General features: G+C 60.5%; 23 protein-coding genes and 4 pseudogenes. 12 read left to right on the top strand and 15 right to left on the bottom strand.

Annotated elements, in window-relative coordinates; genetic code table 11:
* Positions 1–180: 180 nt before the first annotated feature.
* The 4 genes and pseudogenes from QK293_RS14105 to QK293_RS14090 all read right to left on the bottom strand — a co-directional run bounded on the left by QK293_RS14105 (position 181) and on the right by QK293_RS14090 (position 3,696).
* Positions 181–1,138 (bottom strand): annotated as a pseudogene (locus QK293_RS14105) (AraC family transcriptional regulator).
* A 123-nt stretch (positions 1,139–1,261) separates the two neighbouring features.
* A complete protein-coding gene (gene catA / locus QK293_RS14100) occupies positions 1,262–2,191 on the bottom strand; it encodes a catechol 1,2-dioxygenase (protein WP_282377865.1) in 930 nt (309 codons plus the stop codon).
* A gap of 55 nt (positions 2,192–2,246) precedes the next feature.
* Positions 2,247–2,537, bottom strand: coding sequence for a muconolactone Delta-isomerase (catC, locus tag QK293_RS14095; protein WP_282377864.1), 291 nt, complete (start codon positions 2,535–2,537; stop codon positions 2,247–2,249).
* Between the two features lie 10 nt (positions 2,538–2,547).
* Entirely contained in the window at positions 2,548–3,696 is a 1,149-nt protein-coding gene (locus QK293_RS14090; RefSeq protein ID WP_282377863.1) for a muconate cycloisomerase family protein, read from the bottom strand.
* Between the two features lie 127 nt (positions 3,697–3,823).
* Between QK293_RS14090 and QK293_RS14085 the strand changes: the two genes are divergently transcribed.
* The gene (locus QK293_RS14085; protein ID WP_282377862.1) at positions 3,824–4,708 is read left to right on the top strand and encodes a LysR family transcriptional regulator; all 885 of its coding nucleotides are present in this window, start codon (positions 3,824–3,826) and stop codon (positions 4,706–4,708) included.
* Here the strand turns inward: QK293_RS14085 and QK293_RS14080 are convergent.
* From QK293_RS14080 to QK293_RS14070, 3 genes and pseudogenes are all read right to left on the bottom strand, one after another.
* The gene (locus tag QK293_RS14080; protein WP_282377860.1) at positions 4,705–4,947 is read right to left on the bottom strand and encodes a DUF1652 domain-containing protein; all 243 of its coding nucleotides are present in this window, start codon (positions 4,945–4,947) and stop codon (positions 4,705–4,707) included. The two genes, QK293_RS14085 and QK293_RS14080, sit on opposite strands and share 4 nt — an antisense overlap.
* A 119-nt stretch (positions 4,948–5,066) precedes the next feature.
* The gene (locus tag QK293_RS14075) at positions 5,067–5,966 is read right to left on the bottom strand and encodes a polysaccharide deacetylase family protein (protein WP_282377859.1); all 900 of its coding nucleotides are present in this window, start codon (positions 5,964–5,966) and stop codon (positions 5,067–5,069) included.
* Positions 5,967–6,020: 54 nt separating this feature from the next.
* Positions 6,021–6,425: pseudogene (locus QK293_RS14070) on the bottom strand (hypothetical protein); the annotation flags it as partial.
* On the opposite strand from QK293_RS14070, the pseudogene QK293_RS14065 reads away from it, so the two are divergent.
* Positions 6,412–6,594 (top strand): annotated as a pseudogene (locus QK293_RS14065) (ABC transporter ATP-binding protein); the annotation flags it as partial. The pseudogenes QK293_RS14070 and QK293_RS14065 overlap by 14 nt on opposite strands.
* A 123-nt stretch (positions 6,595–6,717) precedes the next feature.
* Here QK293_RS14065 and QK293_RS14060 read toward each other — a convergent pair.
* The 3 genes from QK293_RS14060 to QK293_RS14050 are packed head-to-tail and all read right to left on the bottom strand — an operon-like array spanning position 6,718 to position 7,946.
* The gene (locus QK293_RS14060; protein ID WP_282377858.1) at positions 6,718–6,876 is read right to left on the bottom strand and encodes a hypothetical protein; all 159 of its coding nucleotides are present in this window, start codon (positions 6,874–6,876) and stop codon (positions 6,718–6,720) included.
* 60 nt (positions 6,877–6,936) lie between these two features.
* Positions 6,937–7,248: an AzlD domain-containing protein gene (locus QK293_RS14055; RefSeq protein WP_282377912.1), complete on the bottom strand. Its 312-nt coding sequence runs from the start codon at positions 7,246–7,248 to the stop codon at positions 6,937–6,939.
* On the bottom strand, positions 7,248–7,946 hold the full coding sequence (locus tag QK293_RS14050) for an AzlC family ABC transporter permease (RefSeq protein ID WP_282377857.1): 699 nt from the start codon (positions 7,944–7,946) through the stop codon (positions 7,248–7,250). The genes QK293_RS14055 and QK293_RS14050 overlap by 1 nt, the downstream gene beginning before the upstream one ends.
* 225 nt (positions 7,947–8,171) lie before the next feature.
* On the opposite strand from QK293_RS14050, the gene QK293_RS14045 reads away from it, so the two are divergent.
* The gene (locus tag QK293_RS14045) at positions 8,172–8,546 is read left to right on the top strand and encodes a DUF2784 domain-containing protein (protein ID WP_282377856.1); all 375 of its coding nucleotides are present in this window, start codon (positions 8,172–8,174) and stop codon (positions 8,544–8,546) included.
* A gap of 71 nt (positions 8,547–8,617) precedes the next feature.
* Here the strand turns inward: QK293_RS14045 and QK293_RS14040 are convergent, their stop codons facing one another.
* Both QK293_RS14040 and QK293_RS14035 read right to left on the bottom strand, forming a co-directional pair.
* Positions 8,618–10,195 carry a sensor domain-containing diguanylate cyclase gene (locus tag QK293_RS14040; protein WP_282377855.1) on the bottom strand — a complete coding sequence of 526 codons (1,578 nt, stop codon included), beginning with the start codon at positions 10,193–10,195 and terminating at the stop codon, positions 8,618–8,620.
* Between the two features lie 218 nt (positions 10,196–10,413).
* Positions 10,414–10,941: a DUF3087 domain-containing protein gene (locus tag QK293_RS14035; protein WP_282377854.1), complete on the bottom strand. Its 528-nt coding sequence runs from the start codon at positions 10,939–10,941 to the stop codon at positions 10,414–10,416.
* Between the two features lie 211 nt (positions 10,942–11,152).
* On the opposite strand from QK293_RS14035, the gene ppnN reads away from it, so the two are divergent.
* Positions 11,153–12,526, top strand: a complete 1,374-nt coding sequence (gene ppnN, locus QK293_RS14030; RefSeq protein ID WP_282377853.1) for a nucleotide 5'-monophosphate nucleosidase PpnN — start codon at positions 11,153–11,155, stop codon at positions 12,524–12,526.
* A gap of 56 nt (positions 12,527–12,582) precedes the next feature.
* Here the strand turns inward: ppnN and QK293_RS14025 are convergent.
* Positions 12,583–12,804: pseudogene (locus QK293_RS14025) on the bottom strand (alpha/beta hydrolase); the annotation flags it as partial.
* A gap of 15 nt (positions 12,805–12,819) precedes the next feature.
* Between QK293_RS14025 and QK293_RS14020 the strand changes: the two are divergent.
* Entirely contained in the window at positions 12,820–13,551 is a 732-nt protein-coding gene (locus QK293_RS14020; RefSeq protein ID WP_282377852.1) for a response regulator, read from the top strand.
* Between the two features lie 184 nt (positions 13,552–13,735).
* On the opposite strand, the gene QK293_RS14015 is transcribed toward QK293_RS14020, so the two are convergent.
* Together QK293_RS14015 and QK293_RS14010 are read right to left on the bottom strand one after the other, a co-directional pair.
* Complete coding sequence (locus QK293_RS14015; protein WP_282377851.1) at positions 13,736–15,175, bottom strand: FAD/NAD(P)-binding protein; 1,440 nt, start codon at positions 15,173–15,175, stop codon at positions 13,736–13,738.
* 194 nt (positions 15,176–15,369) lie between these two features.
* A complete protein-coding gene (locus QK293_RS14010) occupies positions 15,370–15,933 on the bottom strand; it encodes an XRE family transcriptional regulator (RefSeq protein ID WP_282377850.1) in 564 nt (187 codons plus the stop codon).
* Between QK293_RS14010 and QK293_RS14005 the strand changes: the two genes are divergently transcribed.
* The 7 genes from QK293_RS14005 (at position 15,928) to QK293_RS13975 (ending at position 23,247) form a co-directional block, all read left to right on the top strand.
* A complete protein-coding gene (locus QK293_RS14005) occupies positions 15,928–16,953 on the top strand; it encodes a DMT family transporter (protein WP_282377849.1) in 1,026 nt (341 codons plus the stop codon). The two genes, QK293_RS14010 and QK293_RS14005, sit on opposite strands and share 6 nt — an antisense overlap.
* Before the next feature lie 230 nt (positions 16,954–17,183).
* Positions 17,184–20,102 carry a monovalent cation/H+ antiporter subunit A gene (locus tag QK293_RS14000; RefSeq protein WP_282377848.1) on the top strand — a complete coding sequence of 973 codons (2,919 nt, stop codon included), beginning with the start codon at positions 17,184–17,186 and terminating at the stop codon, positions 20,100–20,102.
* Positions 20,102–20,446 (top strand): Na+/H+ antiporter subunit C, encoded by a 345-nt coding sequence (locus tag QK293_RS13995; RefSeq protein WP_007986256.1) that lies wholly within the window; start codon positions 20,102–20,104, stop codon positions 20,444–20,446. The genes QK293_RS14000 and QK293_RS13995 overlap by 1 nt, the downstream gene beginning before the upstream one ends.
* On the top strand, positions 20,443–22,128 hold the full coding sequence (locus tag QK293_RS13990) for a monovalent cation/H+ antiporter subunit D (RefSeq protein ID WP_282377847.1): 1,686 nt from the start codon (positions 20,443–20,445) through the stop codon (positions 22,126–22,128). The genes QK293_RS13995 and QK293_RS13990 overlap by 4 nt, the downstream gene beginning before the upstream one ends.
* Positions 22,125–22,613 (top strand): Na+/H+ antiporter subunit E, encoded by a 489-nt coding sequence (locus QK293_RS13985; RefSeq protein WP_282377846.1) that lies wholly within the window; start codon positions 22,125–22,127, stop codon positions 22,611–22,613. Before QK293_RS13990 ends, QK293_RS13985 begins: the two co-directional genes overlap by 4 nt.
* The gene (locus QK293_RS13980; protein ID WP_282377844.1) at positions 22,610–22,888 is read left to right on the top strand and encodes a K+/H+ antiporter subunit F; all 279 of its coding nucleotides are present in this window, start codon (positions 22,610–22,612) and stop codon (positions 22,886–22,888) included. Before QK293_RS13985 ends, QK293_RS13980 begins: the two co-directional genes overlap by 4 nt.
* Positions 22,885–23,247, top strand: a complete 363-nt coding sequence (locus QK293_RS13975; protein WP_282377843.1) for a Na+/H+ antiporter subunit G — start codon at positions 22,885–22,887, stop codon at positions 23,245–23,247. The genes QK293_RS13980 and QK293_RS13975 overlap by 4 nt, the downstream gene beginning before the upstream one ends.
* Positions 23,248–23,350 lie beyond the last annotated feature (103 nt).

Here is a 23,350-nt window from a genome sequence, read left to right as displayed (position 1 = left end):
ACTGCAAACGGCCCACTACCTGTAGCAGCTGCCGAGCCTGCGAGGCTGCGTTCGAGTGCGTAGCGCTCGCCAAGGATCAATGCGGTCTGCCAGAAATACCGTGCGAGCCATTTTGCGAGCGCTTCGCACTCGAACGCAGCCTCGCAGGCTCGGCAGCTGCTACAGGTGATTTGCGGTGTTTCAGTGCCGGCGTTTGAGGGTGTCGGACGGTAATTCGCCGAACTGTTTGCGGTAGCTGTCGGAGAACCGGCCCAGGTGCAGGAAGCCGTAATCCATCGCCACTTCCGTGACGTTGCGCACGTTGCAGGTCGGGTCGCTCAGGCAGGCGTTGATACGCTCAAGGCGTTTTTGTCGGATGTAGCTTTTCGGCGTGGTGCCGGCATTGCGTTCGAACAATCCATACAACGAGCGCAGGCTCATCCGCGCCTGGCGTGCCAGTTCTTCGCTGTCGATGTCCTGTTTGAGGTGGCCTGCGATGTAGTCCGCAATCACCTCGAACGTAGCCGTCTGTGAGCCGAGACTGATTCGGCTGACATTGGTCTTCATCAGGCTGAGCATCTTGCTGACGATGATCTGTGCGTAATGCTCCTGGACCTTGGGAATCTGCTCGGTGGCCTCGGCCTCCTGGCAAATCATCGCCAACAGACCGACAAAGCCTTCCAGGTCATCGAGCTGATAGCGGTTCTCCAGAAACCGCACGCCCTGCCCCGGATACCGCCAGCGCTGCTCATCGCACACGGACTCCAGCAACGGGGTGGGGATTTTGAGGATGAATTTTTTCGCAATCGTCGGAGTAGGTCAGGTCCACCGGATCGTCGGGATTGATCAGCAGCAATTCGCCGGGCGCGAAGTAGTGTTCCTGGCCGTGGCCGCGCCACAGGCAGTGGCCGCGCAGCAATACTTGCAGGTGATAGATGCTTTCCAGGGCACCGGAGGTGACCCGTACGCTGCCGCCATAGCTGATGCGGCACAGGTCGAGGCTGGCAAACTTGCGGTGATTGAGGCTGGCCAGCGGTCGCCCGGCCCGGGGCATCAGAATGCAATGGTTACCGACATGCTGATTGACGTAGCCCGACACCGCGTAAGGATCGGCGTGGTCGAATACGGTGCTGCGCTGACTCAACAGTTGCGCTTGCATCATCGGGTCACTCTCATTGTTGTTATCGGTTGCGTCGGGCCATACCAGGGCAATGATCGAAACGCAGAAGGCCACGAGATAAACGGTCGGTTTCTCGTGGCCCGGTTCCGCTGTTCGAAGATATCAGTCCTCGAGTGCGCGGACCCGTTCGTGACGTTGCTGCTCGTCGGGTTGCGCGGAGACCTGCAAGGTGAAATCGAAGTCGATTTCGGCAAAGCGACCGCTCACACCATGGGCCGCCGCACGCGCTTGATCGTCGCAGAAGGTGATTTTCGCGATCAGCTCATCCCGTGTGGCATAAGCGAAATCGTCGTGCAGGTATTGATCGCCGTCGAGGTTGATCTGGGTGGTCAGGTGACGATGATCTGGCGCGGAAATAAAGAAGTGAACGTGCGCCGGCCGTTGACCATGACGGCCCAGTTGATCCAGCAGTTGCTGGGTCGGACCGTCCGGCGGGCAGCCATAGCCCGACGGGACGATGCTGCGAAAGCGATAGCGGCCTTCGGCATCGGTGACGATACGACGACGCAGGTTGAATTCCGACTGGGTGGTATCAAAGTAGGAGTAAGTGCCGCCCGTGTTGGCGTGCCAGACATCCACCACCGCGCCGGCCAACGGTTCGCCGGCGGTGTTCTTGACCTGGCCCTGCATGAACAGCACCACACCTGGATCGACACCGTCATCCAGTCGCGCCTCACCCTCCGACAACGGCGCACCCGCCACATACAGCGGGCCCTCGATCGTCCGTGGCGTGCCGCCAGCCTTGCCGGCTTGCTCGTCTTCGGCGTCCATCAGCAGGTCGAGGTAATGTTCCAGGCCGAGCCCGGCCACCACCAACCCGGCCTCTTGACGCGCACCCAGCACGTTGAGGTAGTTGACGGCTTTCCAGAACTCTTCCGGGGTCACGGCCAGGTCTTCAATGATGTTCACCAAATCACGCAGGATGCGGTAAACCAGGGCCTTGACCCGCGGGTCCCCAGCCTCGTTGTGCAGGCCGCTGGCCTCCTCGAGAAACTTCTGGACACTGGCAGTGTGGGAAATCTTGACGTTCATTTTGGTGGGTTCCTCATCTTGTAATTATTAGCGTAGCGAACTGAACAGGCTGGATTCAGCGGTCATCCTCGCGAATGGAAGAAGGATGCCGGCACATCGCGTCGACCTTGATCGCCATGTACGGAAACAGCGGCAATTGCATCAGCAGGTCGTGCAGTTCCTGAACGCTGTCGACGTCGAAAACGCTGTAATTGGCATAGTGCCCGGCGATGCGCCACAGGTGACGCCACTTGCCTTGCTCTTGCAGGCGCTGGGCCAGGGCTTTCTCGTCGGTCTTCAGCTGCGTGGCCGTTTCCGGATTCATGTCGACTGGCAGATCCACGGTCATTTTTACGTGGAATAGCATGATGCTCTCCTCAGGCTTGATGAACGGAAGTGGATGGCTTGTCGCGACGGAAAAACGCCAGGCGCTCTTCATCCAGGCTCAAACCCAGGCCCGGTGTTTTCGGAACGTGCAGCTCAAAATCGCGATAGACCAGCGGCTCGCTGAGAATGTCTTCAGTCAGCAGCAATGGGCCGAACAGCTCGGTGTCCCACGCCAATTTATTCAGCGTAATAAAGGCATGGGCCGAGGCCAGTGTGCCGATTCCACCTTCAAGCATGGTGCCGCCATACAGGCCAATACCGGCGGCTTCGGCGATGGCAGCGGTTCGCAGCACGGCGCGCGGGCCGCCGTTCTTGGCGATTTTCAGGGCGAACACCGAGGCCGCGCCTTCCCGCGCCAGGTTGAAGGCATCTTCCGCGCATTCGATGGATTCATCGGCCATGATCGGCGCCGGGCTCATCGCGTTCAGGCGCGCCATGCCGGCGCGGTTGTTGCGCGAGATCGGCTGTTCGATCAGGTCGATGCCGTTGGTTCCCAGGATCCGGCAGGCGCGCAGTGCGACCGCTTCATCCCAGGCCTGATTGACATCCACCCGAACGCTGGCGCGATCGCCCAGGGCTTTTTTGATCGCGATGACATGGGCCAGGTCGCGGTTGACCTCACCCGCACCAATTTTCAGTTTGAAGATCCGATGGCGGCGCAGGTCGAGCATTTTTTCCGCTTCGGCGATGTCCTTGTCGGTGTCGCCACTGGCCAGGGTCCACGCCACCGGCAAGGCATCGCGAACGCGGCCGCCCAGCAGCTCGCTGACCGGCAACCCAAGGCGTTTGCCCTGAGCGTCGAGCAAGGCGGTTTCGATACCTGATTTAGCGAAGGTGTTGCCACGGATGCTGCGCTCAAGGCGCAACATCGCGGCATTCACATTGGCGCTGTCCTGGCCAAACAGCAGCGGCGCAAAGTGTCTGTCGATGTTGGTCTTGATGCTGTCAGGGCTTTCGTTGCCATAAGCCAGTCCGCCGATAGTAGTGGACTCACCAATGCCCTCGATGCCATCGGCACAGCGCACACGAATGATCACCAGCGTTTGGTTCTGCATGGTGTGCATCGCCAGCTTGTGCGGGCGGATGGTCGGCAGATCGACGATGATCGTCTCGATCGATTCAATGGCTGTTGCAAGCATGTCGATACCCGTCAGGTTCTTAAAGTTCTGGAACCGATTCTGGTGCGTCTTTTTTCGTGAAGCCAATATAGAATTGGTCTGACTTGATACCTTTAAGGTATGCAACCGACTTGTGTCTGGAGGTTCCATGGAACTGCGTCACCTGCGTTATTTTCAGGTGTTGGCTCAAACCCTCAATTTCACCCGTGCCGCCGAGCTCCTGCACATTGCTCAACCACCCCTGAGCCGGCAGATGCAGCAACTGGAGGATGAACTCGGGGTGTTGTTGCTGGAACGCGGGCGACCGCTGAAGCTGACTGACGCCGGTCGGTTTTTTCATGAACACTCCACCGCGCTGCTCGAGCAACTGAGCAAGGTGTGCGACAACACGCGACGGATCGGTCTGGGAGAAAAGACCTGGCTGGGCATCGGCTTTGCACCGTCGACGCTTTACGGCGTGCTACCGGAACTGATTCGCCGTTTGCGCAGCGGCGAGCCCCTGGAACTTGAACTGGGGCTCTCGGAAATGACCACGTTGCAGCAAGTTCAGGCGCTCAAGGCCGGGCGTATCGATATCGGTTTCGGCCGGATCCGCATCGACGACCCGGCCATCATCCAGACGGTGTTGACCGAAGATCGGCTGGTCGCCGCCCTGCCCGCTGGTCACCCATTACTGGCCGGGCCGATCAGCCTTCGCGACCTGGCGAAAGAACCTTTTGTGCTGTACCCCGGCAACCCGCGCCCCAGCTACGCCGACCATGTGATCGCGTTGTTCGAATCCTATGGCGTGAGCATCCATGTGGCGCAATGGACCAACGAGCTGCAAACAGCCATCGGCCTGGTAGGCGCGGGAATTGGCGTCACGCTGGTGCCGGCCTCGGTGCAATTGCTGCACCGCGACGACATTGGTTTCACGCCGCTGCTGGAAGACAACGCGACCTCGCCGATTATTCTCAGCCGGCGCGTGGGCGACGTATCGCCGGGGTTGAATCATTGCTTGCAGATGATTGATGAGCTGCTGCCGCGGGACTAGCCGGCAAACGCCCGACGACCGGCGCGCATCTCGATGCGCAACTCGCCAATCAGATTGGAGATATCGCGAATGCTGGTCAGCCGTTCGGGTGATACACCGGTAATCAACAGATCAGTTCGCCCGGTGGCGGGTTCGTAGACCTTTATCCGTAACGTTGCGTCGGGATTCACCGTGCAAGCACAGGACAGCGGTTGAAAACCGGACTCAACAATGCGGCAAAGTTCAGGAACTGTAACCATGACTGGCGCCTCCGTGGCAGTTAATCGGATCCAACTTACTCAGCATAGATGCACATTTCCCATCCTGCGCCCGCCATTGATCAAAATAAGTGTTAGCTGTTTCTCACTTTGAAGCCTTTTCAGTGAGAATCCCCACCCCAGATCCAGCTCCAGAACCCCGGCAATTTAACCGGCTGTGAACTGTCGCGAACAGTACGCGCCATGGCGGCCCGTTGCAGCGCTGCCGTGTCGTCGTAAAACGGCTTTTCTGCGGTTTTCACACCGGTAGCCTGTGCGCTGTCGAGGAGGATTTGCAGGTACTCCCGCGTGTGCCGGGCGGTGTATCGATTGAGGTCGTGGAAGGTCACCACTACCGGAATCACCCCATCCACCACCGGTAACTCTCCAAGGGCGATGCGCTCGCGCACTTCGGACATGGAGCGCAGCATGTGGGCGCGCCGCCGGGGGCTGGCGTTGAAACCCCAGATCTTGCCGTCATTGGCGCTTAAATCGGTCAGCAGCACATGCATCCCATGTTGCTGATAGGCCGCGAAGGTGCGTTTGTCGTAGCTCCAGAATGGCGGACGCACCAGCGTCGGCGGCGCGCCGGTGATCGCGGCGATGTCGGCGCTGCCGTGGGTGAGGGACTGCTCCAGTGCTTGCGGGTCCAGCGAGCGATGGTTGGTGTGCCCGGGCGTGGCCGTGTGAAAGCCCAGGATCTGACCTTCGGCCTGTTCGCGGTGCATGACCTGGCGCCCTGTTTCACTGCCGCCGGCTCGTGAGGCGCGGGTCTGCACGAAAAACACCGCTTTGAGGTTCGGCTGCACCGGGTTAGTGGCCAGACTGTCGAGCACCGTCATCGTCGGATTCCAGAAACTCGATGCGCTGGGACCGTCGTCAAAGGTCAGCAGAAAACGGATCGGTGGTTGCCCACTCAGACGCTGTTCGGTCTGCGGTGTCATTTCGATGGGAGAAGCGATGCACCCAACCAACCCTGTGGCGATGATGAGTGCAGAGAGAACCTTGAACAGCTGTTTCATGTTTTGCCTTGGCCGGACCGTTGAGCCCGCACATCTCTGCGGGCGTAGGTTCGATCAGGGTACACAGTGTTTGGTTCCAGTGCTGCCCGGCATCGTGGGTGACTGGGTAAACGCCTGCTGAAACGAGCTGTCGATAATCGGCGCCGTCGTCGGCGCAGCCGGCAGCGCTTTTACCTTGAACAGGAAGTCCGCGGTGCTTTGCAGATCCTTTGCTGCCTACGCATCCACCGGACCGACAGTCATGTGGGCCTGGCGCAACCAATGGCGCGAAACGTTCGGGTCAAGGTTGGCTTTCTTCGCCCAGAGATCGGCGTACTCGTCGGTGTGGTCGTCGACCCAGGCCCGGGCCTTTTTCAGGCGCACCAGAAAGTCGGCAAGGGCTTCGCGCTTGCTGTCGATCGAAGGCGTCGACGCGGCGATGGCGCTCACGCCGGGCATCAGGTTCTTGGCGGTGAGGATCGACTCGCGACCGCCAGTGCTGTTGCTCGACGAACCCTTCAGCGCGGCTGTTGGTGACCCACGACGTGGATGAAGCGCTGTACCTCAGTGATCGGGGCTGGTAATGGACAATCGCCCCAGCAGCATTCGTCAGGAGCTGGCGGCGCAACTGGTCCATCCCCGTAACCGCGCGTATCGAAGCGCAGCAATTGGGCATTACACACATTCGCTGGAACGAAGCGATCTGAATTAAATAATCGTCGAAAGAAAAGCCCCGTTTGATAGCGCGGGGCTTGTTGTATGTGCAAATCGGTCAAGGCTTCAGCGGACGCTCCTGGTCGCGATCTGACAGCTCTTTACCGTCGTCGGGGTGCTTCCAGTCCGGCGTCGAACGCCGCTGTCGCTTGAGCTCCTCTTCCGTGGGTTCATCCAGCTCTTCATCCGGGTTCGGACGCTTTGGATCATTTGCCATGCTCACCTCTCTTCCTGAAGGGATCTCCTTTAAGCGTAGAACAGTTTCGACGGGAACGATTTAGAGCCACCAGCGCAGCAAAAAGAAAAACCCCATGCTCAACACCATGCTGAGCAAGGTATTGCGGGTGTACAGCACCAGCCCCACTGCCACCAGCGAACTGATCAGATACGGGTTGTCCCACTGTAAATTCAGCTGCTTGTCCGGCATGAACACGATCGGCCCGCAGATCGCGGTCAGCATGCCCGGTACCGCAAAACCCAGGAACTGTCGCGCATTACTGCTCAAGCGCACGGGCAGCCGAGGCTCCAGAAACACATAGCGGTTCAGGAAAACCAGTATCCCCATACCGACAATAACCGCCCAGACCATCATGTGCGTCCACCGTAGAATTTGTTGCAGATAAAGCCGGCGGTCATGCCCGCCAACCCTGACACCACCAGCGCCGAACCCCACTGCCAGTAGCTGAACAGCACCGAACACAACAGCGACACCGCCACGCACACCACGGTCGGCACGCTTCGCACCACCGGGGTGATCAAGGCGATAAAAGTCGCCGCGATGGAGAAGTCCAGCCCCAGATGTTCCAGCCCCGGAATGCTGCTGCCCAGCACGATGCCGGCCAGGGTAAAGAGGTTCCAGGCGATGTAAAACGTCAGGCCCACGCCAAGGGCGTACCAACGGTTGAACTGCTGTTTGTCATGCTGACTGGTCAGGGCGAACAGCTCGTCGGTGAGCAAAAAGCCCAACCCCACACGCCAGCGACCCGGCAACGGCGAAATCACCGGACGCATACTCATGCCGTACAGCAAATGCTGGGAGGTCAGCAACAACGTGGTCAACAGAATCGAAAAGATCCCGGCACCGCCCTTGAGCATGCCAATAGCCACAAGTTGCGCAGCCCCGGCAAACACGATGCTCGACAAACCCTGGCCTTGCAGGGGCGTGAGATTGGCCTCGATGGCCATGGAGCCGGCCAGCAGTCCCCAGGGCGCGGTCGCCAGGGACAACGGCATGATCGCCGCAGCGCCGCGAAGAAAGGCACTGCGCGGCATGAGTGAATTGGACATAACGCTCTTCAACCAGGGAAAGACCTCAGACTGTGCCAGCAGTTGCGGCCGATGGCTTGAACAATCTTGCGCACTGCTGCGAACTTGTGCCATTCATCGACTGCACGCTTGATTCGCCAAGCTCACCGCAAGGATGCGTGCTGCGGAGCCGCAAACAATCGATAGAGCACGAGCAACCCGCCCGAGTACCATGGAGCGATTCCCATAACGCGTCAGGGAGTCGACATGCTGTACCGAATCGCGGCCGACGGGCTGGTGCTGTTTCATCTGTTGTTCATTCTGTTCGTGCTGTTCGGCGGGCTGCTGGTGCTCAAATGGCGCCCCCTGATCTGGTGGCACCTGCCCGTGGCTGCGTGGGGCGTATCGGTGGAAGTCTTCCACCTGGCCTGCCCGCTGACCGAGTGGGAAAATCTCATGCGTCACGCGGCCGGGCAAACCGGCTATGGCGGCGGTTTCATCGAACATTACGTGTGGCCGGTCATTTACCCGGCGGGCCTGACGCCAGCGATTCAGCTGGGACTGGGCAGCGTGGTGCTGGCGATCAACGTGCTGGTCTATCTTCGGGTGATCAGGCTGTGGCAGCGCCCAACGGGCGCGTAGCTGCCGCCGCGGTCGGACAATCTTTTGATCTTTTCCGCTCAAGGATTCCCCTGTGACCGGTTTGTTTGAATTCAGTTGGCAATAACGCTCATGTTCCGGCCGCTGGCCTTGGCCACGTAAAGCGCCTTGTCGGCGGCACCCACCAAGTCATCTGGCTGGGCCTGGGACGTCGGATCGTAAGCGGCGACGCCGAGGCTGACCGTCACCGTGCCTTCAGCACCTGCACTGTGCTCGATGCCTGCCTGCTGAACCGCGCGCCGGATTTTTTCCGCCATCATAAACGCCCCCACGTAATCGGTCCCGGGCAGAACTACCGCAAACTCTTCGCCGCCATAGCGCGCAGCCAGGTCGCCGGGGCGCTTCATGTTGTCCCTGATGATCGTGCTGATGTTGCGCAAACACTCATCGCCGGCCACATGGCCGTAAAGATCATTAAAGCTCTTGAAGTGATCGACATCGATCATCAGCAGCGCAAGATGGGTCTGGTTGCGCCTGGCGCGGCCCATTTCAGCAAGGATGAAATGATCGAACTGACGCCGGTTGGAAAGCCCGGTCAGTGCATCCTCCAGGGCTAGCAACTCAAGACTGCGGTTGACCTCGATCAGCTTTTCCTGCGCATCCAGCAATACGCTCTGCACGTGATTCTGCTGCGTCATGAGGCGTATGAGGCGATAACCGAGTACACCCAGAAATCCCAGGAACAACGAGACGATCCCGGCACTCAGCAGTACCTCCTTACGCCAGGCTGCCAGGACTTCTTCTTTATTCAACGCTGCAAAGATGATCAGCGGATAACCGGCGACCCTGCGAAACCCGACCACACGCTCGACCCCATCCACATAGGACGGAACCGTTGCCGTGCCCGAATCGCCCTTGGGCAACAGTTGCGTAAACAGCAGCCCCTTGGCGACGCTGGTGCCGATTTCAGCTTCTTTGAACGGCCGGCGAACAACGATGGTGGCGTCATCGGCGATCAGGTTGATCACGCCGTTACCGCCCATGTCGATGCTGTTGTAGAGCGCAAGGAAGTGGCTGAGATAGAGGCTTGCCAGCGCCACGCCGGCAAAGCTGCCATCCGGATGATTGATCCGGCGGGAAACCGTCATGATCCATTCACCGCTCGAACGGCTCTTGATCGACGGGCCAATGTGGGGCCCTCGATCAGGATGATCACGATGGAAGATGAAGTATTCACGGTCGGCATTGTTCGCATCGGGCACGACGGCACCATTGGAATTGACAACCCAGCGACCTTTTTCGTCATACACGAACAAGCCATGGAGCTGGCCCAACTCGCTGCGCTGGGCCCTGAGCAATCGCTCCAGCCCGGGCATCCTGGCCTGGTCGAAACCGTCGTTTTCGAGGCGATCCACCAGGGTAAACAGCAGCGTATCGGCTTGCTTGATCGACGCCTGCGCCTGCGAGGCCAGGGTCTGCGCAAGGTTGGACATCGCCACTGCCTTGTCATGCAGATGGTACTGGCGCGAGTTCCAGGCTTCCCACATCACGATAGCCGTCATGGACAGGCACACCGCGACCAGCAGAAACACTGCAGAGCGAACCTTGAGCGTTACCCCGACCTGCTCGGCTATCAAGGGAATGCCGTGACGGGCTTGTTCAATTCGATCTTTAACGGACGGATGACCCATGACGCTCCTTGAATTCTGACCCCATGGCGAAACTTCCCGTTCGGCCTTTTTATGACCCCTGGCGGGTATGAGCCGCCTGGTGCAAGGCGACTATGCATCATCAAACACCCGATAGGGTGCGTAATGCCAGTCAGTTTAACCGCGATCCGTAGCAGCTGAAATGACTTAGCTGATTGGCATTAGACCTAACTGAGCGGTTTCTGCCCACACCAGAGGTCCTACCGAGGCACCTGCTTGACGGCCTCGATCCAGGCCGGATTCAATTGCGTTTGATCCGTCTCGATACCCAGCGCTTCCATCCGTGCCTTGTGCTGATCCATCTCTCGGGTCAATTGGCTGTGATCACTGGAGTTGCCGTCCAACTCGTGCATCTGGCTCAACCCCAGATGATAGAAACGCAGCAGCTTCATGGCGCTCGGATCCTCCTTCTCCACCGCCGCCGTCACCTGATGCATGACGTTGGTGATGCTCATCAAACTGCGCTTGAGCTGCCAGCCGTAAACTGCCGGGGCCATCCATTGCCGGGTCCAGAACGTGCCACGCATCAACGCTGCCATCAGCAGTACCGCCACAAACACGCCACCGACGTTAAATCGCAGATTGTCGCCGTCGGGCTCACCGAACAGCGCCACCGCCACGGTGGAGAGCACCATCGCCAGGGCCAGGAAAATCAGGGCTATGATCACTGTGCTGCGTCGCGTCTGGCTTCGATAGTGTTCGGGGTTCTGCGGCTGTATTTCGAACATCGCGACGGGTTTCCTTGAGGGCATGGGTAAAAAGACTGCGGGGCATTATCGCCTCTGCAGGGGATTTAGCTATGCTGAGGCTCCTTTTCAACTTTTCATCGTCAAACGGGGAAATGGCGATACAGCGCAGTTCGTGCCATCTTCTTTCATGGATACATACCATTCGGATGCCAGTTGCCTGTATGAATGGCATCGTTTTAAGGATCATTGAATGACCCAACGACAAGTAATCAACGCCTCGGTCAGCCCTAAAGGCAGCCTGGAAACCCTCTCTCAACGTGAAGTACAGCAACTGAGCGAAGCCGGATCCGGCAGCACTTACACCTTATTTCGCCAGTGCGCCCTGGCCATCCTCAATACCGGCGCCCATGTTGATAACGCCAAAACCATCCTCGAAGCCTACAAAGATTTCGAAATCCGCATTCACCAGCAGGACCGCGGCGTACGTCTCGAACTGCTGAACGCCCCGGCCGACGCCTTCGTCGATGGCGAAATGATCGCCAGCACCCGCGAAATGCTCTTCAGCGCCCTGCGCGACATCGTCTACACCGAAAACGAACTCGACGCCCAACGCATCGACCTGAGCACCTCCCAGGGCATCAGCGACTACGTGTTTCACCTGCTGCGCAATGCCCGCACCCTGCGCCCCGGCGTCGAGCCGAAGATCGTGGTGTGCTGGGGCGGCCACTCGATCAACACCGAAGAATACAAATACACCAAGAAAGTCGGCCACGAACTGGGCCTGCGCAGCCTCGACATCTGCACCGGTTGCGGTCCTGGCGTGATGAAAGGCCCGATGAAAGGCGCGACCATCGCCCACGCCAAGCAGCGTATCCACGGCGGCCGCTACCTCGGCTTGACCGAGCCAGGCATCATCGCCGCCGAAGCGCCAAACCCGATCGTCAACGAACTGGTGATCCTGCCGGACATCGAAAAACGTCTGGAAGCCTTCGTCCGCGTCGGCCATGGCATCATCATTTTCCCGGGCGGCGCCGGCACGGCCGAAGAGTTCCTGTACCTGCTCGGCATCCTGATGCACCCGGACAATGCAGGCGTGCCCTTCCCCGTGGTCCTCACCGGACCGAAACATGCCGCGCCGTATCTGGAGCAACTGGACGCGTTTGTCGGCGCCACGTTGGGTGAAGCGGCAAAACAACATTACGAGATCATCATCGACGACCCGGTTGAAGTCGCGCGTCAAATGACTCAAGGCCTCAAAGCGGTCAAACAGTTCCGCCGCGAGCGCAACGACGCATTCCATTTCAACTGGCTGCTGAAGATCGACGAAGGCTTCCAGCGCCCGTTCGATCCGACCCACGAAAACATGGCCAACCTGAAACTGAGCCGCAACCTGCCGGCCCACGAACTGGCCGCCAACCTGCGCCGTGCGTTCTCCGGCATCGTCGCCGGCAACGTCAAGGACAAGGGCATCCGCCTGATCGAAGAGCATGGGCCGTACCAGATCCGTGGCGATGCGGCGGTCATGCAACCGCTGGATCAACTGCTCAAAGCCTTCGTCGCCCAGCACCGAATGAAACTGCCCGGTGGCGCGGCGTATGTGCCGTGTTATCAGGTGGTTGCGTAGCTCGGCGAAAGATCATTCCCACGCTCCCGCGTGGGAACGATCAGCAAATTAATGCCTCAAGCTCGCGGCACTAATGCTAAGAGGTGATCCGCATCGATCACTGCCCTGGCAAAGGCCTGCGTATCTTCCTGCGGCAAGTTGTGGCCGATGCCGCCATTGATGAGTCGGTACTCATATTTGCCGGTGAAGCGCTTGGCATAATCCTCGGCAGCCGGATGCGGCGCCCCGTTGGCGTCTCCTTCCATCCTGATGGTCGGCACCGTAATGACCGGGGCCGACTTCAGCGTAAACATGTGAACCACATCCTCATCGTCGACGACGACCGGGAGATTCGCGAGCTGGTCGGCAATTACCTGAAAAAGAACGGGCTGCGCACCACTGTGGTCGCCGATGGCCGGCAGATGCGCAGTTCTCTGGAAACCAATCAGGTGGACCTGATCGTGCTGGACATCATGATGCCCGGCGATGACGGCCTGCTGCTGTGCCGCGAACTGCGTTCGGGCAAGCACAAAGCCACGCCGATCCTGATGCTCACCGCACGCAATGACGAAACCGATCGCATCCTCGGCCTGGAAATGGGCGCCGACGACTACCTGACCAAACCCTTCGCCGCCCGCGAGTTGCTGGCGCGGATCAACGCCGTATTGCGCCGTACGCGGATGCTGCCACCCAACCTGCTGATCACCGAAAGCGGCCGATTGCTGGGTTTCGGTCGCTGGCGCCTGGACACCACCGCCCGCCATTTACTCGACGAAGACGGTACGATGGTTGCCCTCAGTGGTGCCGAGTACCGTTTACTGCGCGTGTTCCTTGATCACCCGCGACGGGTGCTCAGCCGTGACCAGTTGCTCAATCTGACCCAAGGCCGCGACGCCGACCTGTTCGACCGCTCCATCGACTTGCTGGTCAGTCGTCTGCGCCAACGATTGATGGATGACTCGCGGGAATCCACTTACATCAAAACCGTGCGCAACGAAGGCTACGTGTTCTCCTACCCAGTGGAATTGCTCGGCGCAGAATCATGAAGCTTTCCCCAGCAGTACCTGAGGAGCGTTTTTCATAGGGTTTTGTGTCCCTCTGTATAAGCACCCGCGACAGTACAACTGCGCAGCGATGCGCAAGCTGCTGCACTTTGTTTACGGCGTGCTCAAGTCGGGTCAACCCTATGACCCGAAACTTGCGCTTGCCCGGTGAGGTTCAAGACGGTATCTACAGGGGCGGCGTTGTTGCCAGTCGCGCTGCGAGGGCTTTTGCCTGGCTCGCCACGTCGGTCACTGCGGTGCTTTCCCACCACATGCCGCGTAGCGGTGGACCCATGGCAAACAGACGGCTAGCGACGTGTTCATCGGCGCCCAACACCGCGCCATCCGACGCCGCTGCAATCCCCAGCGCTAACGGCCCCGGCCGTACAAGTCCGCGCGCCAGCAGTTGTTGTGGCAGCGGTCGAGCCACTCGCCGCCAGTCATATTCGATGCCGCTGGAATTGATCAACGCCGCGCCGCTGACAACGGTGGTTTCTGATTCACCACGACGCCGAATGCGCAGGCTCACTGCTCCGTCCACTGAAGGCGCCAGCCCTTTGAACGACGCCGCTTGAATCCGCAACCGCCCTTCCTTGCGCAAGCGTTCCACCAACTCTGCACTCAATGGCGGCGAACGGTGGTGGTGACTTTCCCACCAGGGCCGCACATGCCGCACAAACTGCCGACGCTGCACGTCCGTCGCCTGATTCCACAAGCGGCCGATGTGCGCCCGCACGGTGTCGAGCGGCGCCTGCCAGTCGATGCCTTGAGCGATGGCGTCCCGGCAATGCCGACGCAGTTCGCGCATCAGTTGACGCGGCGTACGAATGCTCTGATCCTCGGCGAGAAAATCTGCCCAGGCCGGTGGCTGTCGACGCACGTGGGGCAGCAAGCCATGACGGGAAAACACGTCGATTGGCCCGCAATGCCCGGCCTGTTCCAGCGACACCACGGCATCGACCATGGTCAGGCCCGATCCGATGATCAGCACGGTCGACTGCGGATCGAGTTGTTGCATGGCGGCGACATCCCACGGATCAAGCGCAGCGCCGTTCAAGCCGCTGGACTCGGTCTGTGGCGTGCGCGCAGCGGGGAACATCCCGGTCGCCAACACCGCATAAACGCCCTGCAAGCGTTGCCCGTCACTCAACGTCAGCAGCACCGAATCGTCCCGGGTTTGCAGGTCAACCACCTCGGCCCGGACATGCTCGACGGTTGACTTGTTCACGGCGCCCACCGCTTGCGCTTCAGACAGGCGCTGCTGCACGTACAGACCGAACATCCCCCGGGGCGGGAACAATTCGCTGACCGGCACCTGTTGCTCGTCAGACTCCGGCCAGCCGCCGGCCGCGATGTACTCGGTCAGCCATTGGGTCAGGTCGTCGGCGTTGTCCGGGTCGACGCTCATCCGCGCCGCATTGCCGTTGAGCGTGTGACCCAACTCGACCGCGCTGTACGCCTCGCCCCGTCCCAGTTCGGCGCGGGGTTCGATCACCAGCACCTGGCGTTTGCCCGGCAGGCGTAGCAACTGCGCCGCCAGCATTGCGCCGCTGAGGCCACCGCCGACGATCAGGATGTCTGCGTGGCGGAGGCCGTCGGTCGCCTGGCCGCTTTGGATTTCACTCATGCCGTTCTCACTGATCAGTGTTTACCTAAATAGAAGGCGTGCAGATCGTCCACATTAATGTTTTGCAAGGCTATCAGGAAGTTTCAGATAAACCTGATGAAATAACTTTATTTTCAATAGGTTAAAGAAATATCCGAGAAAGACTCGCAGCTTCAAAACAGCAAAGTGTCTATCCAGTGTTGATCGGCCAACACTTAGATCACCACATTTCGCACAAACCGCGCCGCCACCGGCCCATCGTTGCGATAGCAATGCGGCTGACTGCTCGCAAACATGTAGAACTCGCCGGCGCCAATGTCCTGCGGCGTGTCGCCCAGCATCAACGTCAGGCAGCCTTCAAAGACGTAGATTTGTTCACTCCAGCCCTCGGCGTCCGGTTGCGACGGGTAAATTTCCCCCGGCTGCAGGCACCACTCCCATTGTTCAACCTCACGGGTGGCGGTGGCTTTGGACAATAAAACGGCTTTGCTGCCAGGAATCGTCCCGGCCCACGCCAGTTCGTTGATACGGCTTGGATCGCGGGCATCCGGCGCCTGGATCAGGTCGCTGAACGCCACGTCCAGCGCTTCGGCCACACGGTCGAGGGTGGTGAGGCTGACGTTCTTCTCGCCGGCCTCGATGGCCACCAGCATCCGACGGCTGACCCCGGACTTTTCGGCCAGCGCGGTTTGGCTCATGTCGGCGGCGTGGCGCAAGCGTCGAACGTTCTGACTGACGTGCTGGAGGACCGAAGCCCGCTGCGTGGAATCTTTGTGCACTATATTGCTCACTGGGTGGGATTGGGCAGTATACTGCGCAACATTCGGCGCATTGTGCGTCCCCCTCAGGTAGCGCGCAAGGTCATGACGTCGGTGAATTCCTCTCACACTTCCCCCCGCTTCTCGCGATTCAGCAAGGCCGAGTGCGTGCTGGTGCTGATCACCATGGTCTGGGGCGGCACCTTCTTGCTAGTGCAGCACGCGATGACCGTCAGCGGGCCGATGTTTTTCGTCGGCCTGCGTTTTGCCGCGGCGGCGCTCATTGTTGCGCTGTTCTCCTGGCGTCACCTGCGTGAACTGACGTTGTTCGAATTGAAGGCCGGGGCCTTTATCGGTGTGGCGATCATGCTCGGTTATGGTTTGCAGACCGTCGGGTTACAGAGCATTCCCAGCAGTCAGTCGGCGTTTATTACCGCGTTGTACGTACCCTTCGTGCCGTTGCTGCAATGGCTGGTGCTGGGTCGGCGTCCGGGGCTGATGCCGAGCATCGGGATCATGCTGGCGTTTACCGGGTTGATGTTGCTGTCGGGACCGGCCGGCGCTTCGTTCAATTTCAGCCCCGGTGAAATCGCCACGCTGATCAGCGCGGTGGCGATTGCGGCGGAGATCATTCTGATCAGCACCTATGCCGGCCAGGTCGATGTGCGACGGGTGACGGTGGTGCAATTGGCGGTCACTTCGGCGCTGGCATTTTTGATGGTGGTGCCGACTCAGGAAGTGATTCCCGACTTCTCGTGGCTGTTGTTGTGCAGCGCCCTGGGCCTGGGCGCGGCCAGTGCCGCGATTCAAGTGGCGATGAACTGGGCGCAAAAGAGCGTTTCGCCGACCCGGGCGACGTTGATCTATGCCGGTGAGCCAGTGTGGGCCGGGATTGTCGGGCGGATCGCCGGGGAGCGGTTGCCGGCCATTGCGCTGGTCGGCGCGGGGTTGATTGTGGCGGCGGTGATCGTCAGTGAGTTGAAGACCAAGGGTAAGGCTGTTGCGCCTGCAGATGAGTTGGAACGGGAGACACAAGGTTAAGCCGCAGTGATTGCGGCGCTTGATAGATAGCGCTCCCACCGTTGGAACGCGTTACCCCTGTGGGAGCGAGCCTGCTCGCGAAGGGGCCGGAACGGTTGAAACCGGTCCCTGGAAACAATGTGAATCAGGTTTTTTCTGTCTACCGTGTAGGATTCTGCGACAGCTTGGCGTTTTGCGATCCGGGAGCTGGCACGTATGATGCTTCACAAACTTCCGCAGATTAGAAGCCTATGTCCCTGATAGTTCTACTGCTTCTGCCTTTTATCGGCAGCTGTCTGGCAGCCTTGCTGCCGCACCACGCGCGTAATACCGAATCTCTGCTGGCTGGCCTGGTTGCCTTGATTGGGACCGTTCAGGTCGCCCTCTTGTACCCGCAAATCGCCCATGGCGGCGTGATCCGCGAAGAATTTTTCTGGTTGCCCAGCCTGGGCTTGAACTTCGTCCTGCGCATGGACGGGTTCGCCTGGCTGTTCTCGATGCTGGTGCTGGGCATCGGCACGCTGGTTTCATTGTACGCCCGCTACTACATGTCACCGGACGATCCAGTACCGCGGTTCTTTGCGTTTTTCCTGGCGTTCATGGGCGCCATGCTCGGGCTGGTGATCTCCGGCAACCTGATTCAGGTCGTGTTTTTCTGGGAGCTGACCAGCCTCTTCTCGTTCCTGCTGATCGGCTACTGGCACCACCGCGCTGATGCGCGACGCGGTGCTTATATGGCGCTGATGGTCACCGGCGCAGGCGGTTTGTGTCTGCTGGCGGGGGTCATGCTGCTCGGCCATGTGGTCGGCAGCTATGATCTGGACAAGGTCCTGGCCGCCGGCGATCTGATTCGCGCGCACGCCCTCTACCCTATTCTGCTCCCCCTGATCCTGATCGGCGCCCTGAGCAAAAGCGCACAATTCCCCTTCCACTTCTGGCTGCCCCACGCGATGGCGGCGCCAACACCGGTTTCGGCCTATCTGCACTCGGCGACCATGGTCAAGGCCGGAGTGTTTCTACTCGCACGACTGTGGCCGTCGCTGTCCGGCAGTGAAGAATGGTTCTACATTGTCAGCGGCGCCGGCGCCTGCACCCTGTTGCTTGGCGCGTACTGCGCAATGTTCCAGAATGACCTCAAGGGTCTGCTGGCCTACTCGACCATCAGTCACCTGGGCCTGATCACTCTACTGTTGGGCCTAAACAGTCCGCTGGCCGCCGTGGCCGCGGTGTTCCACATTCTCAACCACGCGACCTTCAAGGCCTCGCTGTTCATGGCCGCCGGGATCATCGACCACGAAAGCGGCACCCGAGACATCCGCAAGCTCAGCGGCCTGATCAAGCTGATCCCGTTCACCGCCACCCTGGCCATGGTCGCCAGCGCCTCGATGGCCGGTGTGCCGCTGCTCAATGGCTTCCTGTCGAAAGAGATGTTCTTCGCCGAAACGGTGTTCATCAACGCGACAGCGTGGATCGAGATGACCCTGCCGATCGTCGCGACCATCGCCGGGACTTTCAGCGTCGCCTACTCGCTGCGCTTTACCGTCGACGTGTTCTTCGGCCCGACCGCCACCGACCTGCCGCACACCCCGCACGAACCGCCACGCTGGATGCGCGCACCGGTGGAACTGCTGGTGTTCGTCTGCCTGGTCGTGGGGATTTTCCCGGCGCAGGTGGTCGGCCCGTTGCTGGCCGCTGCTGCCCTGCCGGTGGTGGGCGGAACCTTGCCTGAATACAGCCTGGCGATCTGGCACGGCTGGAGCGCACCGATGATCATGAGCCTGATCGCCATGTCCTGCGGCATCGTGCTTTATCTGCTGCTACGGAATCAACTCAAGCGCGGGCGTTTCAAGTACCCGCCGATCATTGGCCGGTTCAACGGCAAGCGCCTGTTCGAACGCTGCCTGGTAATCATGATGCGCCTGGCCCGTCGTCTCGAGCGGCGGATCAGCACCAAGCACCTGCAAACCCAATTGTTCCTGGTGGTACTGGCGGCGGTGCTGGCCGGGTTGATCCCGATGCTCCACAGCAGCCTGAGCTGGGGCGACCGGCCGAAGATTCCCGGCTCGATCGTGTTCGTGACCCTCTGGCTGCTGGCGATTGCCTGTGCCCTCGGCGCGGCGTGGCAGGCCAAGTATCACCGGCTCGCGGCCCTGACCATGGTCAGCGTCTGCGGCCTGATGACGTGCGTGACCTTCGTCTGGTTCTCGGCGCCCGATCTTGCGCTGACGCAACTGGCGGTCGAAGTGGTGACCACGGTGCTGATCCTCCTCGGTCTGCGCTGGTTGCCGCGCCGGATTGAAGAGGTGTCGCCGCTGCCGAGCACCCTGCGCAAGGCACGTATCCGTCGTATCCGCGACTTGCTGTTGTCGACCGTGGTCGGCGGCGGCATGGCGTTGCTGGCCTACGCGATGCTGACGCGCCAGACACCGAACCACATTTCTTCGTTCTACCTCAGCCGTGCCCTGCCCGAAGGCGGCGGCAGCAACGTGGTCAACGTGATGCTGGTGGACTTCCGCGGCTTCGACACCCTCGGTGAAATTACCGTGCTGGTGGCTGTGGCCCTGACCGTATTCGCCCTGCTCCGACGCTTCCGCCCGCCGAAAGAAAGCCTGCAATTGCCCGCCCAGCAACGTCTGCTGGCGCCCGACGTGGTCACCGATCTGGTCAACCCGCGGCAGGCCAGCGACACCGCACTCGGCTTCATGATGGTGCCCGCAGTGCTGGTGCGCCTGCTGTTGCCGATTGCGTTTGTGGTATCGGTCTACCTGTTCATGCGCGGCCACAATCAACCGGGCGGCGGCTTTGTCGCAGGGTTGGTGATGTCGGTGGCGTTCATCCTGCAATACATGGTCGCCGGCACCCAATGGGTCGAGGCGCAAATGAGCCTGCGGCCACTGCGCTGGATGGGCACCGGGTTGCTGTTCGCCACAGTCACCGGGCTTGGGGCGATGGCGGTTGGTTATCCGTTCCTGACCACCCATACCTGGCATCTGGACCTGCCGGTGTTGGGCGATATTCACATCGCCAGTGCGCTGTTCTTCGACATCGGCGTGTACGCCGTGGTGGTCGGTTCGACTCTGTTGATCCTCACCGCCCTCGCTCACCAATCGGTACGCGGTCACAAGACCGCTGCCCTGCCTAGATCCGTCGCCACCAAAGGAGCCGTCTGATGGAAGAAGTCATCGCAATCGCCATCGGCGTATTGGCGGCGTCCGGGGTCTGGCTGATCCTGCGGCCACGGACGTTTCAGGTGGTGATGGGCCTGTGCCTGCTGTCCTACGGCGTCAACCTGTTCATCTTCAGCATGGGCAGCCTGTTTATCGGCAAGGAGCCGATCATCAAGGACGGCGTGCCGCAAGACCTGTTGCACTACACCGATCCGCTACCGCAAGCGCTGGTGTTGACCGCGATCGTCATCAGCTTTGCCATGACCGCGCTGTTTCTGGTGGTGCTGCTGGCCTCCCGGGGCCTGACCGGTACCGACCATGTGGATGGCCGGGAGCCTAAAGAATGAATCTGATGCCGCACCTGATCGCTGCACCGATTCTACTGCCGCTGCTGACCGCCGCCGTGATGCTGATGCTGGGCGAGAAACACCGGCCGTTAAAAGCCAGGATCAACCTGCTCTCCAGCCTGGTGGGCTTGGGCATTGCCGTGCTGTTGCTGCAATGGACTCAGGAGACTGGCGTCCCCGGCTCCATCGGCGTGTACCTGCCAGGCAACTGGCAGGTGCCGTTCGGCATCGTGCTGGTGGTCGATCGCCTGTCGGCGCTGATGCTGGTGCTGACCGGGATCATCGGCGTCTGCGCCCTGCTGTTCGCCATGGCCCGTTGGGACGGCGCCGGATCAAGTTTCCACGCGCTGTTCCAGATCCAGATGATGGGGCTTTACGGCGCGTTCCTGACGGCGGACCTGTTCAACCTGTTCGTTTTTTTTGAAGTGCTGCTGGCAGCCTCTTACGGCCTGATGCTTCACGGGTCGGGTCGGTCGCGGGTGTCGTCGGGGCTGCATTACATCTCGATCAACCTGCTGGCCTCGTCACTGTTCTTGATCGGCGCGGCGCTGATCTACGGCGTCACCGGCACCCTGAACATGGCCGATCTGGCGCTGAAGATCCCGCTGGTGCCGGAGGCCGATCGCGGCCTGCTGCATGCCGGCGCGGGAATTCTGGCCGTGGCGTTCCTGGCCAAGGCCGGGATGTGGCCGCTGAACTTCTGGCTGGTGCCGGCGTATTCCGCGGCGAGCGCGCCGGTGGCGGCGATGTTCGCGATCATGACCAAGGTCGGCGTCTACACCTTGCTGCGCTTGTGGACCCTGCTGTTCTCCGGCCAGGCCGGCGCCTCGGCGTATTTTGGCGGCGACTGGCTGATCTACGGCGGCATGGCGACCATCGTCTGCGCCGCCGTGGCGATTCTCGCCGCACAACGACTGGAGCGTCTGGCCAGTCTGAGCATTCTGGTGTCGGCCGGGATTCTGCTGTCGGCCATCGGTTTCGCCCAGCCGAACCTGATCGGCGCGGCATTGTTCTATCTGGTCAGCTCGACCCTGGCGTTGAGCGCGTTGTTCCTGTTGGCCGAGCTGATCGAGCGTTCGCGTTCGGCCAATGAAATACCATTGTTCGATGACGGCGATCTGCTTCCTCGACCGATGGAATCCTTGCAGCCGCCCAAAGGCATCAACCTCGATGACGAGCAGAAAGCCGTGGTCGGCCAAGTGATTCCCTGGACCATGGCGTTCCTCGGGTTGAGCTTCATTGCCTGCGCGCTGCTGATCATCGGCATGCCGCCGCTCTCGGGATTCATTGGCAAACTCGGCCTGCTCAGCGCCCTGCTCAATCCGTTGGGTCTGGGCAATGGCAGCGATGAGCCAGTTTCGAACGCGGCGTGGGGCTTGCTCGCGTTGTTGATCCTCTCCGGGCTGGCGTCGTTGATCGCCTTCTCGCGCTTGGGCATCCAGCGCTTCTGGACACCCGAGGAGCGGCCGTCGCCATTGCTGCGACGTTTCGAATGCGTGCCGATCATCGCGCTGCTGGGCTTGAGCATTGCGCTGACCTTCAAGGCTGAACCGCTGCTGCTCTACACCCAGGCGGCCGCCCAAGCCTTGAACAACCCGCAGCAATACGTGATGGCGGTGCTCGGCACGCGCGCGGTGCCGAGTCCGGAAGCCAAAGCTGCCGTGGCGGAGGTGCAGCTATGAAGCGTCTGTTTCCTGCACCGTGGTTGTCGCTGGCGCTGTGGTTGTTGTGGCTGGTGCTGAACCTGTCGATGAGCCCCGGCAATCTGCTGCTGGGCGCGGTGCTGGGGTTCTGCGCGCCGTTGATGATGCGCAAGCTGCGACCGCTGCCGATCCGCATTCATCGGCCGGGCGTGATGGTGCGTTTGTTCTTTCTGGTCGGCCGCGATGTGGTGGTGTCTAACCTCGCCGTGGCCTGGGGCGTGCTCAACGCCGGTCGCCGCCCGCCGCGCTCGCGCTTCATCAAAGTGCCGCTGGACCTGCGTGATGCCAACGGCCTCGCGGCACTGTCGATGATCTGCACGGTGATTCCCGGCACCGTGTGGTCGGAACTGGCGCTGGACCGCAGCATTCTGTTGCTGCACGTCTTCGATCTGGAGGACGAAGCGCTGTTCATCCAGCACTTCAAGGCGACCTATGAGCGCCCCTTGATGGAGATCTTCGAATGAGCGCCTTGCTGTCGAACGCAATCCTGCTGAGCCTGTTCATCTTTTCGCTGGCGATGATTCTGACCCTGATCCGGCTGTTCAAGGGGCCGTCGGCCCAGGACCGGGTTCTGGCGCTGGATTACCTGTACATCATCGCGATGCTGATGATGCTGGCGCTGGGCATTCGTTACTCCAGCGACACTTACTTCGAGGCAGCGCTGCTGATTGCGCTGTTCGGTTTCGTCGGCTCGTTTGCCCTGGCGAAATTCCTGTTACGTGGCGAGGTGATCGAATGAGCGCTGAACTGTCTCTGTGGGTGGAAATTCCGGTGGCGGTCCTGCTGGTGCTCAGCAGTCTGTTTACACTGATCGGCGCCGTTGGCCTGGTGCGGATGAAAGATTACTTCCAGCGCATGCACCCGCCGGCGCTGGCGTCGACATTGGGTGCCTGGTGCGTGGCACTGGCCTCGATCGTTTACTTTTCGGCGCTCAAGTCCGGGCCGGTGTTGCATGCCTGGCTGATTCCGATCCTGTTGTCGATTACGGTGCCCGTGACCACGCTGTTGCTGGCGCGGGCGGCGCTGTTTCGCAAGCGCATGGCGGGGGATGATGTGCCGGCTGAAGTGAGTAGTCGGCGCACCGAGAGCGGGCGTTAGACGCCAAAAGCTCGCAGCCTCGTTTCACTCGACAGCTGCTACATGGGCTTTGCATTCCGCTGTAGGAGCTGTCGAGTGAAACGAGGCTGCGAGCTTTTGATCT

Source organism: Pseudomonas sp. AL03, assembly GCF_029960815.1.
In the GTDB taxonomy this organism is placed as follows: Bacteria; Pseudomonadota; Gammaproteobacteria; order Pseudomonadales; family Pseudomonadaceae; genus Aquipseudomonas.
Note: the sequence above shows the minus strand (reverse complement) of the source record. Positions and strands in the feature narration are given on the sequence as shown.